Annotated in this window: 13 protein-coding genes, 1 tRNA gene and 1 pseudogene; 8 read left to right on the top strand and 7 right to left on the bottom strand. The window is 65.4% G+C overall.

Annotated features, from left to right (window positions below; genetic code table 11):
• Window positions 1-2: 2 nt before the first annotated feature.
• Window positions 3-1,853 (bottom strand): bifunctional 3-(3-hydroxy-phenyl)propionate/3-hydroxycinnamic acid hydroxylase, encoded by a 1,851-nt coding sequence (locus tag BMI01S_RS00310; protein WP_042287912.1) that lies wholly within the window; start codon window positions 1,851-1,853, stop codon window positions 3-5.
• A 191-nt stretch (window positions 1,854-2,044) separates the two neighbouring features.
• Here BMI01S_RS00310 and BMI01S_RS00305 point away from each other — a divergent pair, with 191 nt between their 5' ends.
• The gene (locus BMI01S_RS00305; RefSeq protein WP_028211156.1) at window positions 2,045-2,848 is read left to right on the top strand and encodes a DNA-binding transcriptional regulator; all 804 of its coding nucleotides are present in this window, start codon (window positions 2,045-2,047) and stop codon (window positions 2,846-2,848) included.
• Window positions 2,849-2,856: 8 nt separating this feature from the next.
• Here the strand turns inward: BMI01S_RS00305 and hcaR are convergent, their stop codons facing one another.
• On the bottom strand, window positions 2,857-3,735 hold the full coding sequence (hcaR, locus tag BMI01S_RS00300; protein WP_028211157.1) for a DNA-binding transcriptional regulator HcaR: 879 nt from the start codon (window positions 3,733-3,735) through the stop codon (window positions 2,857-2,859).
• A gap of 125 nt (window positions 3,736-3,860) precedes the next feature.
• Here hcaR and hcaE point away from each other — a divergent pair, with 125 nt between their 5' ends.
• From hcaE to BMI01S_RS00270, 6 genes are all read left to right on the top strand, one after another.
• A complete protein-coding gene (gene hcaE / locus BMI01S_RS00295; RefSeq protein WP_036018536.1) occupies window positions 3,861-5,216 on the top strand; it encodes a 3-phenylpropionate/cinnamic acid dioxygenase subunit alpha in 1,356 nt (451 codons plus the stop codon).
• The gene (gene hcaF / locus BMI01S_RS00290; RefSeq protein WP_036018538.1) at window positions 5,213-5,767 is read left to right on the top strand and encodes a 3-phenylpropionate/cinnamic acid dioxygenase subunit beta; all 555 of its coding nucleotides are present in this window, start codon (window positions 5,213-5,215) and stop codon (window positions 5,765-5,767) included. Before hcaE ends, hcaF begins: the two co-directional genes overlap by 4 nt.
• A gap of 2 nt (window positions 5,768-5,769) precedes the next feature.
• Window positions 5,770-6,090 (top strand): 3-phenylpropionate/cinnamic acid dioxygenase ferredoxin subunit, encoded by a 321-nt coding sequence (hcaC, locus tag BMI01S_RS00285; RefSeq protein WP_028229755.1) that lies wholly within the window; start codon window positions 5,770-5,772, stop codon window positions 6,088-6,090.
• The gene (hcaB, locus tag BMI01S_RS00280; protein WP_036018539.1) at window positions 6,090-6,917 is read left to right on the top strand and encodes a 3-phenylpropionate-dihydrodiol/cinnamic acid-dihydrodiol dehydrogenase; all 828 of its coding nucleotides are present in this window, start codon (window positions 6,090-6,092) and stop codon (window positions 6,915-6,917) included. Before hcaC ends, hcaB begins: the two co-directional genes overlap by 1 nt.
• A gap of 12 nt (window positions 6,918-6,929) precedes the next feature.
• Window positions 6,930-8,165 (top strand): 3-phenylpropionate/cinnamic acid dioxygenase ferredoxin--NAD(+) reductase subunit, encoded by a 1,236-nt coding sequence (hcaD, locus tag BMI01S_RS00275; RefSeq protein ID WP_051381251.1) that lies wholly within the window; start codon window positions 6,930-6,932, stop codon window positions 8,163-8,165.
• A gap of 87 nt (window positions 8,166-8,252) precedes the next feature.
• A tRNA-Val gene (locus BMI01S_RS00270) sits at window positions 8,253-8,329 on the top strand.
• 196 nt (window positions 8,330-8,525) lie between these two features.
• Here BMI01S_RS00270 and BMI01S_RS00265 read toward each other — a convergent pair.
• From BMI01S_RS00265 to BMI01S_RS00255, 4 genes and pseudogenes are all read right to left on the bottom strand, one after another.
• Window positions 8,526-10,154 (bottom strand): methyl-accepting chemotaxis protein, encoded by a 1,629-nt coding sequence (locus tag BMI01S_RS00265; protein ID WP_028229753.1) that lies wholly within the window; start codon window positions 10,152-10,154, stop codon window positions 8,526-8,528.
• Window positions 10,155-10,384: 230 nt separating this feature from the next.
• The gene (locus tag BMI01S_RS38700) at window positions 10,385-10,879 is read right to left on the bottom strand and encodes an arsenate-mycothiol transferase ArsC (RefSeq protein ID WP_081715929.1); all 495 of its coding nucleotides are present in this window, start codon (window positions 10,877-10,879) and stop codon (window positions 10,385-10,387) included.
• 452 nt (window positions 10,880-11,331) lie between these two features.
• A pseudogene (locus BMI01S_RS40550) lies at window positions 11,332-11,445 on the bottom strand (pirin-like C-terminal cupin domain-containing protein); the annotation flags it as partial.
• A 121-nt stretch (window positions 11,446-11,566) separates the two neighbouring features.
• On the bottom strand, window positions 11,567-12,742 hold the full coding sequence (locus BMI01S_RS00255; RefSeq protein ID WP_042287903.1) for an NAD(P)/FAD-dependent oxidoreductase: 1,176 nt from the start codon (window positions 12,740-12,742) through the stop codon (window positions 11,567-11,569).
• Window positions 12,743-12,999: 257 nt separating this feature from the next.
• On the opposite strand from BMI01S_RS00255, the gene BMI01S_RS00250 reads away from it, so the two are divergent.
• Complete coding sequence (locus tag BMI01S_RS00250; protein WP_306303673.1) at window positions 13,000-13,341, top strand: winged helix-turn-helix transcriptional regulator; 342 nt, start codon at window positions 13,000-13,002, stop codon at window positions 13,339-13,341.
• Window positions 13,342-13,504: 163 nt separating this feature from the next.
• On the opposite strand, the gene BMI01S_RS00245 is transcribed toward BMI01S_RS00250, so the two are convergent.
• Entirely contained in the window at window positions 13,505-14,092 is a 588-nt protein-coding gene (locus BMI01S_RS00245) for a BPSL1445 family SYLF domain-containing lipoprotein (RefSeq protein ID WP_028229752.1), read from the bottom strand.
• Window positions 14,093-14,156 lie beyond the last annotated feature (64 nt).

The raw sequence follows: 14,156 nt of genomic DNA, 5'->3' as shown, positions 1-14,156 counted from the left end.
GGTCATGCTCCTGCAGCGCGCGCGACAGCCACGCCGCGCACGGGACGGTTTTGCGGGGCCGCTGCGCTCGCTTCGCGCAGCACGGCGTCGGTCATGCCGAGCTTGCCCGCGAGTTCGACGATCGCGTTGGATACCTGTTGCGGCGTGCACACGCCCGCGACGAAGCGGTCCGGGCGCAGCAGCACGACGGATTGGGGCAAGCGGCCGAACCACTCTTTCAGGCGGCCCTGCACGTCGCCGAGCGCGAGCACGCCCTCGGGCACGTCATCGGCGTAGTCGAGCTGCACGTCGGGCTTCGCGACGACGAAGCGCGCACCCAGGCGCTCCCACAGCGCGCGCGCCTGCGGCGTGAGGCCGAAGGTCGGGTCCGCGCCCCAGGCGAGCACCGCGAAGCCGTTGCCGATCGCGTCGTCGAGGCGCACCACGCGGCCGTCGGCGAGGCGCACGCGCGGCTGGATGAACATGCGGCCCACCGGCGAGGCGGCGAGCGGATCGCGCCCATAGGCGAGGCGGCCGATCAGCGAGTCGCGCTTCTGGCTCATGAGGCCGAGCAGGCGGCCAGGCGCGGAGTTGCCCGAGCGCTCCAGCAGGCGCGCGAGCCAGCCGCCCGTGCTTTGCGGCGGCGGCAGCAGCACGACGCCCGCTTCATAGCGCGGCATCGGCTTGAAGCGCATCTCCACGAAATAGCGCTTCACCGAAGGGAACACGTTCATCGAGCGCACGAACGCATCGCGAAAACGCGCACCGAATCGCGTGGTGGGCGCGAAAATATCGCCTGCGACTTCGGAGAGGTGAATCATCGAGCGCGCATGCGCGCGGCGCTCCACGGTGTACGTGTCGAGCAGGCGGCTGTCGGCCACGCCCTTAGCGACCATCGCGAGCTTCCAGCCCAGGTTGTTCGCGTCGCGAATGCCGCTGTTGTAGCCCTGGCCCTGCCACACGGGCATGATGTGCGCGGCGTCGCCGGCGAGCAGAACGCGGTCCACGCGGAACGTTTCGGCGAGGCGCGCGTTGTGCGTGTACACGCGCTTGCGGATGTAGTCCACCTTGTCGGGATCGGCCACCACCTTGCGGATCAGCGCGGCCATGTTCTCCGGCTTCGAAAGTTCTTCTTCGGTCTCGCCCGGCATCACCATGAACTCGAAACGGCGAATGCCATGCGGCAGCGCCGCCGAAACATAGGGGCGCTGATGATCGCAATGCATGTAGATATGCGGCGAGCCGATCGGGTCGTTGCGCACGTCCACCACGATCCATTGATTCGGCTTCGTGCGGCCTTCAAAGGGCACGTTGAGCGCGCGGCGCACGAAGCTGTTGCCGCCGTCCGCGCCCACCATGTACGCCGCGCGGATCGTGCGGCGCTCGCCGCCCGCATCGCTCACGTCGATCGTCACGCCCTGCGCATCCTGCTCGAACGCATTGACGTTGTGGCCGAACAGCACTTCCACGTTCTCGAAGCGCGCGAGACCTTCGTACAGCACGCGGTCGGCCAACGGCTGCAGGAACGCGTTGCGGCGCGACCAGCCGAACTCGTCGGTGCGCGGCTCGATCGAGGCGAAGCAGTGGCCGTCCTTCGTGACGAATCGCATCCAGTGGTCGGGCGTGGTGTGCGGCACCAGCACGTCGGCGAGGCCGATCGACTGGAACACGCGCAATGCTTCGTCATCCAGACCAATGGCGCGCGGGTAGTCGATGATCTCGTCGAGCTTTTCGACGACCGTGACACGCACGCCTTGCAGGCCGAGAATATTGGCGATCGTGAGGCCGACCGGACCCGCGCCGATGATGGCGATGTCCGTGTCGATATGGCGAGGGCGGACGGTGTCCGCTTCGTGGGCGAGGGGGGTGTTCATGTGTCTCCTTCTCGCGCGGCTCATGGGGCCGCTGCTGATGCTCACAGGTCTTGCCTGATCCGGATCACCGGCCTGGACGTTTTGCCACGGTGCGGTGATGTGAAGCGAGTCTAGGATCCGTCCGGTGCGCGCTCAACATTTTTGGAGAAATGTGCATAGAATGCACACAGTTGATTTTTAAGGCGTTTTCGATGACGAAGTATGCAAACGTCCGGGGCCTGGCGCGCGGGCTTCAGGTGCTCCAGGCGCTCAACGCCATGGAGAACGGGCGCGCGACGAGCCAGCAGCTGAGCGAGGCCACGGGCCTGCACCGCACGACGGTGAGGCGCCTGCTGGAAACCCTGGTAGAGGAAAATTTCGTGCGCCGCAGCGCTTCCGACGACAGCTTTCGTCTGACGATGCACGTGCGCGGCCTGAGCGAAGGCTTCACCGACGACGAGCTGATCGCGACCATCGCGCCGCCGATCATGGCGCAGATGCTCCAGCGCACGGTGTGGCCTTCGGACCTCACGACGCCCGACGGCGACGCCATGGTGATACGCGAGACCACGCACCGCTTTAGCCCGCTCTCGTTTCACCGCGCAATGGTCGGGCGGCGCCTGCCGATGTTGCTCACGGCGGCGGGCCGCGTGTACTTCGCGATGTGCCCCGAAGCGGAGCGCGAGGACATTATGGAGTTGCTGCGCGCAGGCACGGGCGGCGAGCAGCAGCAAAAGCTCGCGAGCGACAAGGCATATATCCGCAACCTCGTGCGGCAAACGCGCGAGGACGGCTTCGGCTCGAACCACGGCGACTGGGCGGACCAGCGCAAGATCGGCGCGCTCGCCGTGGCCATCGAGGCGCACGGGCGCGTGCTCGCGAGCCTGAACGTGATCTACCTGGAGCACGCCATCAATCCGGCCGAGGCGGTGCGGCGCTTCGTGCCGGAGCTGCAGCGCGCCGCGCAGGAAATGGTGACGGCGTTAGAGGCGCAAGAGGAAAGCGCGAAGCGCTAGGGCCGACCCTAAGGCCTGGTTTCGCGCACGAGCTCGAACAGCGCTTCGAGTTCCGCGGCATGCGGCTCCTTGCGCGACACCATCAACAGGTCGATGGTGGGCGGCTCGCCTTCGAGCGGGCGCGTGCAGATCGCGCTGCTCGTGAGCGACGACACGTAAGCGGGCAGCAGCGCATAACCGAGCCCCATGCCCACCAGATTCAGATTGAGCAGGATATTGGTCGCGACCTGCGCGACCTTGCGCTCGATGCCGTGCGCTTCGCAATACGCCTCGACCACGCTGTGGACCTGCCCCGAGAACTGCGGATGCGTGCTGATGAACGGCTCGCCGCTCAGTTGCGCCGGGGCAATGCGTTCCTGCTTCGCGAGCGGATGTCCGCTCGGCAGGACCACGACGAGCGGCTCGGTCAACACGACTTCGCTGCGCAACTCGGGCGAGACGACGGGCCGCCGCATGAACGCCACATCGATATCGCCGCGCAGCAGCGCCTCTTCCTGTTCGGCCGTGGGCAGGCTGCGCAACTCCACGTTCACTTCGGGGTAGCGCAGCCGCAGGCGCGGCAGAATCACCGGGAAAACCCGGATTTCAGCGGCGGGCACGAAACCGATCGTGACCGTCGCGCGTCCCTGCCCCACCTGGCGCGCACGCGCCACTGCGCGGTCGGCCTGCGCCACCACGAGGCGCGCCTCGGCGAGAAACACCTTGCCCGCCTCGGTCAGCTCCACCTTGCGGCGCGTGCGCTCGAAGAGCGGCGTGCCAACCTCGTCTTCGAGATTGCGGATCTGCTGGCTCAGCGAAGGCTGCGCCGTATGCAGACGCTGCGCCGCGCGCGTGAAGCTAAGCTCGTCGGCGACGGCAATGAAGTAGCGCAGATGTCTCAGTTCCATGCCCGGAGTTATCGTTCGAAAGTCTTACTGCCAACAAACAAAATATTTCACAACGGTCTGGCGAGCGCCGATCATCCCTCTGCATTCCCGCCAAAAAAGGCAATGCTGCCACGGAGGAGACTCGCATGTCCGCAATCATCGACATCGATGCACTCGTCGACGCGCAAAATGGCCGCGTCACGTCGTCGATCTATACCGACCCCGAGATTTACGCGCTCGAACTCGAGCGCATCTTCGGCCGCTGCTGGCTTTTTCTCGCTCACGTCAGTCAAATACCGAAAGCCGGCGACTTTTTCAATACCTACATGGGCGAAGATCCCATCGTCGTGGTGCGCCAGAAGGACGGCTCGATCAAGGCCTTCCTCAACCAGTGCCGCCATCGCTCGATGCGCGTGAGCCACGCCGATTGCGGCAACACGCGTGCGTTCACGTGCCCGTATCATGGCTGGTCGTACGGCGTGGACGGCGCGCTCATCGACGTGCCGCTCGAGCCGCGCGCCTATCCGCAAGGTCTGTGCAAGGAGAAGTGGGGCCTCCAGGAGGTCACGCGCGTGGCCGTGTACAAGGGCCTCGTGTTCGGCAACTGGGACGCCGACGCGCCCGACCTCGAAACCTATATGGGCGACATCGCCTGGTATCTGGACGGCGTGCTCGACCGCCGCGAAGGCGGCACCGAGATCGTGGGCGGCGTGCACAAGTGGGTGATCGACTGCAACTGGAAATTCCCGGCCGAGCAGTTCGCGAGCGACCAGTATCACGCGCTCTTCACGCACGCTTCCGCAATCGAAGTGCTCGGCGCGAAGGAAGGCGCAGCGGACAAGGCGCTCGGCGCGGGCCAGACGGCGCGCCCCGTCTGGGAGACCGCGAAGGATGCGCTGCAGTACGGTCAGGCCGGCCACGGCAGCGGCTTCTTCTTTACCGAGCAGCCCGACGCGAACGTGTGGGTGGACGGCGAAGTCTCGCAGTACTTCCGCGATACCTATGCCGAAGCCGAAGCGCGTCTGGGCAAGGTTCGCGCGATGCGGCTTGCGGGTCACAACAACATGTTCCCCACGCTTTCGTGGCTCAACGGCACCGCCACGCTGCGCGTGTGGCACCCGCGCGGCCCGAACCAGGTGGAAGTGTGGGCGTTCTGCATCGCCGACAAGGCAGCCTCGGACGACGTGAAGGCCGCTTTCGAGCGCAGCGCGACGCGTGCCTTCGGTCCCGCGGGATTTCTCGAGCAGGACGACTCGGAAAACTGGGCCGAAGTGCAGAAGGTGCTGCGCGGCAGCCGCGCGCGCAAGACGAAGCTGTGCCTCGAAATGGGCCTCGGCGGCGAGCGCGTGCGCGAAGACGGCATACCTGGCATGACGAACTATATTTTCTCGGAAACGGCGGCGCGCGGCATGTATCGCCGCTGGGCCGACCTGCTGGCATCGCAAACATGGGATGAAGTCAACGAGCGCACTGCGCGCTACGAAGCGGAGGTGCTGAAATGAGCGAAGTCGCTGAACTCGCCGCGCAGGTCACCCCGGTGCGGGCAAGTTTCGAACTGCATCACGAGATCGAGCAGTTTCTCTACGAAGAGGCGGCGCTACTCGACGAATGGCGCTTTCGCGCCTGGCTCGACCTGATGTCGAAGGATATCCGCTACACGATGCGAACCACGGTGAACGCGCAAACACGCGACCGGCGGCGCGGCGTGCAGCCGCCCACGACGTGGATCTTCAACGACACGCATTTTCAGCTCGAACGCCGCGTGGCGCGCCTCGAAACCGGCATGGCGTGGGCCGAGGAGCCGCCTTCGCGCACGCGCCATCTGGTCACGAACCTGCGCGTGCAGACGACCGAAGCCCCCGACGAATTCGAGGCACGCGTGAACTATCTGCTCTACCGCTCACAGAAGGAGCGCGACGAGACCTTCTACGTGGGCCGCCGCATCGACCGCGTGCGCCGCGTGGAAGCCCCGCAAGGCTGGCAGGTGTGCCGCCGCGAGATCACGCTGGACCAGGCGGTGCTCACTTCCCATAACCTGAGTGTGCTTTTCTGATCATGACCCGTATTTTTGTCTGCCAGGACGATGCGTTGTCCGATGGCGAAGCGATCAAAGTGGACGGCCCGTCCGCCGCGATCGCCGTGTTCAAGGTGAACGGCGAGATTTTCGCACTGAACGATCGATGCTCGCATGGTAATGCTTCGATGTCCGAAGGATATATCGAGGACGACGGCACCGTGGAATGTCCCCTTCATGCCGCGCGCTTCTGCCTCAAGACCGGCGCGGCGCTGTGCCAGCCCGCGGCCGAGCCCCTCAAGACATTCCCGGTCGCGCTCATGGACGGCGCGGTGTACGTCGACGTGCCGGAGGCCGCGTGATGGCTCAGTCCAGGGGTTGGCTCGACGATGAAGTCGCGCTCATCACGGGCGGCGGTTCGGGACTCGGTCTCGCGCTCGTCGAACGCTTTCTCGACGAAGGCGCGCGCGTGGCCGTGCTCGAACGCTCGGCGGAGAAAGTCGCCGCGCTGCGCGAACGCTTCGACGCACAACGCGTGGTCGCCGTGCAGGGCGACGTCACCTCGTACGCCGATAACGAACGGGCCGTGAGCGCCGCCGTCGAGGCATTCGGCAAGCTCGATACCTTCGTCGGCAACGCGGCGATCTGGGATCACGCGTCGAGCCTCGTCGATCTCACGCCCGAGCAGCTCGACAGCGGCTATGACGAGCTTTTCTCGATCAACGTAAAGGGATATTTGCTCGGCGCGAAGGCGGCCGCGCGCGCGCTCATCGCGAGCGAAGGCAGCATGATCTTCACGCTCTCGAATTCGTCGTTCTATCCGGGCGGCGGCGGTCCTTTGTACACGGCGAGCAAGCATGCAGCCGTGGGCATCATCCGCCAGCTCGCCTACGAACTCGCGCCGAAGGTGCGCGTGAACGGCGTCGGACCTTGCGGGATGGCGAGCGACCTGCGCGGCCCCGTATCGCTCGGCCAGCAGGATCTGCGCATCATGGACTCGCGCTCGCCCGAAGCGATCGCCGGCATCCTGCCGCTGCAGTTCTTCCCCCAGCCGGCCGATTTCACTGGGCCCTACGTGATGCTCGCCTCGCGCGCCAACAATCGCGTGCTGAGCGGCGTGATGATCAACGCGGACGCCGGGCTCGGCATTCGCGGCATCCGTCACGCGGCCGGTGGCTTGCATCTATAACGGGAAAGCATCATGAATGCCGGGACCATTGTCATCGTCGGCGCGGGCCAGGCCGGCGCGCTCGCCGCCGCCGAACTGCGCCAGCAAGGCTACGCGGGCCGCGTCGTCCTGATCGGCGAAGAAGCGCACGCGCCCTATGAAAGGCCGCCCCTTTCCAAAGACGTGCTGCTCCATCCGCAAACGGCGCGCTGGGCCATTCACGGCGAAGGCTTCTACGCGGAGCACAACATCGAGCTGAAGCTCGGCGTGGCCGTAACGGCGCTCGACGCCCAGGCGCGCTCCGTCACGCTCGCAAACGGCGAATCGATTGCCTTCGATGAACTGCTGCTCGCCACGGGCGCACGCGTGCGCCGCCTGCCGATGCTCGATGCACTTGGCGGTCCCCACGAATGCGTCCACACGCTGCGCACGCTGGACGACGCTCAGCGACTTCAGTCCGTGCTGCAAGAGGGAAAGCGCGTGCTGCTGGTGGGCGCGGGCGTGATCGGCCTCGAACTGGCTTCGAGTGCGGTCGATCTCGGCGCGCAGGTCACGGTGATCGAGCAGGCAGAGCGCGCCATGGCACGCTGCGCCCCGCCTTTGCTAACCGCGCACCTATGTGACGTGCATCGCGCGCGCGGGGTGGCGCTGCATCTGGGCTCGCCGCTCGCGTCGGCCACGCGCGAAAACGGCGAGATCGTGCTGACGCTCGAAGACGGCACGCGCCTCGCTGGCGACGCGGTGATCTACGGCATCGGCGTCGAGCCGGAAACCACGCTCGCCCGCGCGGCGGGCCTGCACGTGGACAACGGCATCGTGATCGACGCGCTGTGCCGCACTTCGCACGCGCACATCTACGCGGCCGGCGACGCCGCCAGCCAGCGAGATGCTGCGAGCGGCCGCCCGCGGCGCCGCGAAACTTGGGAAAACGCAAATCGCCAGGCGCAGACAGCGGCGCGCACGATGCTCGGCGTCGCCGCAGAAGCCCACGAAGCCGACTGGTTCTGGACCGACCAATGCGGTCTCAACATCCAGTTCGCGGGCGACATGGCCGCGCCCGAGTGGCTCGCGCGCGGCTCGCTGGAAGCGCCGCCCTGCGTGCTTTTCGGTCTCGATGGCGAAGGCGCGCTCGTGGGCGCGATCACGGTCAATCAAGGCCGCGACATGCGCAGCCTGAAGGCATTGATCGGCAAACGCGCGCGCATTGCACGCGAAACGCTTGCCGATCCTGCGCAGAATCTGCGCAATCTCGCCCGCGAATTTGCCTAGCGGCGCGCCCGCAAGCACGCCGTTTCACCGGATTGCGCAAAAGCGCTTGCAAGCGCGCGCGAGTGTCTCTATAATTCGCGCCTCGACAGGCTCGTAGCTCAGTTGGTTAGAGCACCACCTTGACATGGTGGGGGTCGTTGGTTCGAATCCAATCGAGCCTACCAACGAATATTCAGTGAATACGCAGTAAAGAAGTGGTACCCTGCAGCAACTTGTGAATGACGCATTCCCTCGCGGGTCTGCGTCATTTTCTTTTGGTGCGTTCGCTTGCGTTGCGCTGGCGCGTCCTGGCAGTCGGCGAGCGGCTGGCGAAAGGAAAGTTGTGTTCGCAACGAGATGAAACGGCGAGAGCCGCGCGGCTCAGGCCAGCGCCGGTGCGCTCGCGCGGACGGCCTTCGCGCCGGCAACGGTATGCGCAGCACGCCCGGCCGCCTGCCCCGCGCTGCCGAGGTTGAACACCGCCACGGCGTCGCGCAGCACATCGGCCTGCGATTCGAGCGATTGCGCAGCCGCCGCCGCTTCCTCCACGAGCGCCGCGTTGCGCTGCGTGACCTCGTCGATCTGCGCGATCGCGCGGTTCACCTGCTCGATGCCGTCGCTCTGCTCGTGCGTGGCGGTCTCGATATCGCTCATGATCCCGCTCACGCGCGCCACGGCACTGCGCGCCTCGTCCATCGTGCGGCGCGCGTCCTCCACGAGGCGGGCTCCCGCGCCAACCGTCGCCGCCGAGGCGGCGATCAACTCCTTGATCTCCTTGGCCGCCGTGCCCGAGCGCTGCGCGAGGCTGCGCACCTCGCTCGCCACCACCGCGAAGCCGCGCCCCTGTTCGCCCGCGCGGGCCGCCTCCACGGCCGCGTTGAGCGCGAGGATGTTGGTCTGGAAGGCAATGCCCTCGATGATGCCGGTGATCTCCTCCACCTTCTGCGACGAGGCCGTGATGTCGCTCATCGTCGCGTTCACGCGGGCCACGACGTCGGCGCCGCGCGTGACCGTTTCGAGCGCGGTCTGGGCGAGTCCGCTGGCCTCCTTCGCGCCATCCGTGTTCTGGCGCACCGCCGCCGACAGCTCCTCGATGCTCGCCGCCGTTTCCTCCAGCGCCGCAGCCTGTTGCGCCGTGCGGTCCGAGAGATCGACGTTGCCCGAGGCGATCTGTTTCGCGCCCTGCGTGATTTCGTGCGTGCTGCCGCGCACGCGCGCGACGGTGTTCACGAGGCCGTCGCGCATCGTTTGCAGCGCGCCCAGCAGCTGGCCCATTTCGTTGTTCGAGCGCACCTTCACCTCCACGGTCAGGTCTCCCGCGGCAATGCGCTCGAAGTGGCGAATCGCATGGTTGACCGGCTTGACCACGGCCGCGGCAAGCCCCACGCGCGCGATCACGCCGATCGCCACGCCCACCACGGCGATCACGCCGAACACGATGAGCGAAAGGCGAAAGCGCTGCGTGGCGGTGTCGGCGTCGCGCTGCTGACGCGCGCCCTGCCAGGCCTCGAGCGCGTCGATCGCCTTCGCGTAGACACCGTAGTAGCGGTCGGCGGTTTCGCCCTGGATCGTGCGGAAGGTGTTGAAGTCGTTGTCGACGAGCGCCTTGTACTCGGGCTCGATCGCCTGCGATACGAGCGCTTCGCGGGCGCTGCTCACGGCCTGCGCGAGGCGCGCCTCTTCGGGATCGTCGAATGGACCGGCGCTGTAACGCGCGAACTCCTTGTTCGAATCCACGAGCACCTTGTGCGCGGCTTCGAGCAAGCCGTCGGTGGATTTGCCGACGCTGAAGAGTGTCTCGTAGCCGCCGAGCGCCAGGCGCACCTGGAGCAGCCGCTCGGAGCTGGACTTGAGCGCATCGATCGACTGCGCGCCGCGCTGGGCGTCGTGCAGGCTGTCGTTGGTGAGCTTGAGCGCACCATACGACACGCCGATCACCGTCAGCAGAAACGCGACGAAGATGCCGATGACGAGCGTAAGCCCACGGCGAATGGTGATGTTTCCGAGCATGACGTCTCCGTAGCGTTTTTGTTCTTCAGCCGATGCGAACCGGCGCGGCGCGACCTACGCGGCCCGACCTACGCGGCCCGGCCTGCGCGGCGCGTCGCAACTTCGCACCTCGTTTCGGCTATCGGCAAACGGCGGGCGCCGCCGCATAGGGAGAATCCATGACGCCGAGGGCTACGCGGGTTCGGGTGGCACTCGCTCTCGATACGCGCGGGGAGCGCCAGAGCGGTCGTTCAAACCTGATAACACTCGGGGTGGGTTGCCGCCGGAACATCCGGGACATCCGGGACATAACGGGGAAGCTCCGCGAACAAGCTCACGCGGCGGAGTATCTGCCAGAACACCTGCTCGAACGAGCGCTCACGCTCGGCCTGACTCATGCCTTCGGCGAGCGGATCGGGGAAGTCCCATTTGCAGAACAAGGGAGTACCGGGGAAGGCTGGCGCATGGTACTCGTCGAGACGGTGATCGAGTGCGACGATGATGTCCATCTGAGGAGCCCACTTCCCGGTAAATTCAAGCCAGCTTTTCGGGCCGAGCACATTCAGATGGGACACGCCATGTCGAAGCTGGGCAACCGCCAACGGATGCACTCGCTCATCGGGCCTGTCGCCGGCACTGAATGCGTTGAAGCGATCGCCCGCAAGCTCGCGCAAAAACGCCTCAGCCATGATGCTACGTGCTGAATTCTCCCGGCAGAGAAACAGCACGTTATATTTTCTGCTCACCTGCTTTCCCCGTGCGGTGCGTTCTGGCTATTGGCTCTTCCTGATGATGCTATGTTGCACAACTATCGTCTCGGCTCGATACCCGCTGCGCTCCTAAGCCGTTGCAGGCCGTTTTCGCAGTTCGATTTTCAAAGCCGCATCGTAAGCGGCCACTTTTGGGTGGTCAGCTTGCTATCGGCCATACGGCGAAAAACTTGAGAGGAGCCCGTAATTCAGGCCCGGAACGGGAACCGACCCGGCCAGGTGATGGCAATGGCGCGCACGGCCGGCCGCCGGCGCATAGAACAGCTCACGAATATTGAAGAACGCTTGCGGGCGCGCTGGCGAGAGACCTGGCGGCGCGATACTCGGCGAAGGCAACAGGGCGCAACGGGGTCGCACGGCATCAGAGGTCGACGAGCACGGAGTCGCCTCGCACTGCTTCGATCCCGAACCCTGGAAGCCCAGCCCAACTAGACCAGGCGCCCTGCCTGAAGGTCAGCGAACGCTTCGGCTATTTCGCTATCGGTATTCATCACGAACGGGCCGCCGAAGGCGACGGGCTCATCGATCGGCGCACTCAGCCATCAATAGAAACGGACCGTTCGCAGTGACATGGCAGGGGTCGATGACAAGGCGTGCGGCATGGTTGCGGCCACGCACTTGCCTCGCGCCTGCTGTTTCGACTCGATCGATCAGCAACACGGTTCACCTGTCTCCTGCCGCGGCCGCCTGCCCGTTGCCGGTCTCGTGCGTGAGAACATCGGCTTTCGGCACACCCAGCGCCTTACGAAACTTAGGTACCAGCATATGCGCGGATTTGGCCAACCGGTTGAGCCATCCGGCCGTGACCAATCCCAGTCCCGGCAAATGCGCCACGCCCGCCCGGCTTCCGAGCGTGACGACCATCGTGGGATCGTTTGTTTTCGGCTTGTACTGCTTGAGCCGATCCGAACGCCCTTCGAGCACCGACCGGATGTTGGCTTCAGCCACTTTGACCTGACCTTGCACGTGCCAGGCCATCTTGTTTTCCGCAAGGTCGGTGATATCGCCGATAGCGAACACGCTGCTTTGCCCGCTAACGCGCAAGGACCGATCGACCTTGATTCGTCCCGCGGAATCCAGCAATTCGGGATGCTGCGCCCGCATAAACGCAGTGTTGGGCTGCCCGCCGATGCACCACAAGAGAAGATCATAGGAAAGCGTGCGACCGCGATCGGTTGTGGCTTCTCCCCCAGGACCGAACAAGTCGTCGGCAGGCTGGCGTCCCACCAGGCGCTCATTGACGATGACCGCTACGCCTCGTCCGGCCAACACCCGTTGCGCGTGCGCGGCCAGCTTCGGCGAGGTCCCCCCAAGAATTCGCGGCCCTGCCTCCAGCACGGTTAGCCGTTTGTCAGGAAACGTCTCGCTGATTTCCCCCGCGACCTCGATCCCGATCGGGCCACCGCCGACGATCAAGACGTTACGTGCCTGCAGCAGGCGGAGATGGAAGCGGCGATAGAAGGCCTTGCGCTCATCGAGCGTGCCCCCTTCAGAGCGCATCAGCGGATTCGAAAAGCGGCTGCCGGTCGCCAGAACGCTCACGTCGCCCGACAATACCGACGTGCGGCCATCCAGCTCTTGCACTTTTGCGCCATCAGGGGACCACTCGATCAGCCGCCCGCGAACATGCCTGACCGTCGGCAGCGCAGCCGAAAACGGGATGGTCGCCGGCTCGGCGAAGTCCGGGGCAACGAGGCTGCGCGGCGCCGACATGGGCACTTCGAAGTAGTCGAGCGGGTCCACGAGCGTAACCTGATAATCCCGGCCAAGCCGGCGAGCCAGCGTCGCGCCAGCGACCCCGCCGCCGAAGATGACAACGGTTCTGGAAGAAAGCGACATGGGAGATCCTCTATTGCCAATGGGCACGCGCGCCGACTGCAAGGCGGCGCTCTGTACACGTGTTGGTCACTTTTGGTAACCTGGTAACGGTACAGTACTGGGCAGGACACTGACAAGAAGGCACATGAATGTTACCGACCCGGAAAATTCGCTCGGGCAAGCAGCCAGCCGCAAAGCAGGCCACGCAGCGTGGCAGATCCCTGCCGGCGCTGACTCAGCAGCACGCGGGCTCGCTGGAAAGTTCGGATTGCCAGGCAGTGGGCGCGGTGCTCTCGCGTATCGGCGACAAGTGGAGCGTGCTCGTCGTCATGCAGCTGGCTGACGGGCCTCGTCGCTTCAATGAGTTGAAAAGAGCGATCGGCGGCATCTCGCAGCGCATGCTGACGCTAACTTTGCGCGGACTGGAGCGTGACGGAATGATTACGCGCACCGTATTCGAAACCGTGCCGCCGAGGGTCGATTATTCGCTGACTGAACTGGGTCAGTCATTGAGGTCGCCTGTCGAAGCGCTTGGCATGTGGGCGTTCGAGCATCTTCCCGCGATCGAGAAAGCGAGGCAGGCCTTCGATATCCGGCACGGACCCGATAAAAGCACTTGATGGAGAGGCTTGGCAGGCGAGGCCCGGCGCGTCGTCGCGTCGTGGGCAGCTTCGAACGGGGCCTTGCAGTACGGCTTTCGGCAAAGGGCAAGGCGTTGCGCCTTGCCCTTTCTACACGAACCGGCGCGATCCGGCGCTTTTGACTCCGAACGCCGTCGGTGGCCTAGATGTTCAGGCGCGAGACCTTGGTGCCCTCCAGCGAAACATCGGCCATCAGCCCCGCGTTGGTGAGCACGAAGACTTCCACCGGGTGCGTGGCCGTATTGGTGTCGACCACGCCGTTCGCGCCCACGGTCACGAGCGCGACCGAAGCGTCGGCGCCTGCCGCCCAGCCATCCGTCGCGCGGAATTTGTCGAGCGAGTCCTGCGTCATGAAGGCGAAAATCAGCGCCTTCGACTGGGCGCCGGCCGTCAGCCCGAGCGAGCCGGAGACGGTGCTGTAGTAGCCCACCGTTGCGCCTCCCACGCGCAGCGCGCCCTCGCCATACTGGCCGCCGACGATGAAGCCGGCCTGGAGCACCTCCGGGAACACCAGCACGCCGCGCGACTTCGCGATGAGTTCGTGCGAGCCCTTCACGGTCGAGAAGAGCCGCGACAGCGTGCCGTCCACCGACGCGTCGATCGACTGCCGCTTGGACATATTCGTCGCGGCCGTCGGTTTGGAACTTGTCGTCGTGCTGCAGCCTGCGAGCGTGAGACCGCCCGAGGCGAGGGTCACCGCTGCCGTAAGCATGAAGTTGCGTCGTTGCATTTGGTTATCTCCACACGAGTGAGAGTGCGGGGAAGTCGCAGCAAATCCCATGCCCGACCTCTCC

The organism is Paraburkholderia mimosarum LMG 23256 = NBRC 106338 (assembly GCF_000739815.1).
Classification (GTDB): domain Bacteria; phylum Pseudomonadota; class Gammaproteobacteria; order Burkholderiales; family Burkholderiaceae; genus Paraburkholderia; species Paraburkholderia mimosarum.
Note: the sequence above shows the minus strand (reverse complement) of the source record. Positions and strands in the feature narration are given on the sequence as shown.